We start from the raw sequence: 789 nt of genomic DNA on the forward strand, positions 1-789 counted from the left end.
CCGTACGACACCCCGCGCACCACCCCCTCCCCGCCGCGCCACCGTGCGCCCCGCATATCAGGCGAGGCGATCATCGCCGCGTCGCCCTTCGTACCGGTCCCCCTTTCGGGTTGAGCTCGTCCACCTCGGCAGGCACACCACCCGGCCCCGGCCAGGCTGTGGTGTGCCCGTAGTCGTGCACCCGAAGGACCCGCCCCATGAACACCCCGCCCCTCGCCGGCGGAGCCGCAGGCCCCGATGCCCTGCGCCCGCTCCTCGGCACCGTCCTCGACGCACTGCGCGACGGTGCGGAAGCCCGGGGCGGGCCGCTGCCCGCGGGCGGTCCCGGCCGCGTCGCCGCGCGGCTGCGGGAGGCCGCAGGCCCGGTCCTCCCCGAGACCGGCAGCGGGGCCCATGAAGCACTGCGCACCCTGGTGTACGGCATGGCCGAAGGCGCCGCCGACCCCGCCGACCCGCACTGCGCCGCCCACCTGCACTGCCCGCCGCTGGCCCTCGCCGCCGCGGCCGACCTGGCCGCCGCCGCCCTGAACCCGTCGATGGACTCCTGGGACCAGGCCCCCGCCGCCTCCGCCCTCGAAGCCCGCACGGCCCGCGAACTGGCCGCCCTCGTCTACCCGTACAGAGCCCCCAGCTGTACGTACGACACCGACGCACCCCCGAACGAGCCCGCCCGGCCACCTCGGACCGACACCCCCACCGGCCCCGCCCGCCCGAGCGAAACCGCTCCGCCTGAGGACCCCGCCCGCCCGCAGGGCAACGACCGCCCGGACGCCCTCGTCACCACCGGCG

The 789-nt window shown here is 77.7% G+C and carries 1 pseudogene; it reads left to right on the forward strand.

The features are described 5' to 3' along the window. Positions 1–197: 197 nt before the first annotated feature. Positions 198–789, forward strand: a pseudogene (locus tag ADK86_RS16745) (aspartate aminotransferase family protein); the annotation flags it as partial.

This window comes from Streptomyces sp. NRRL F-5755 (genome assembly GCF_001279365.1).
GTDB lineage: Bacteria > Actinomycetota > Actinomycetes > Streptomycetales > Streptomycetaceae > Streptomyces > Streptomyces rimosus.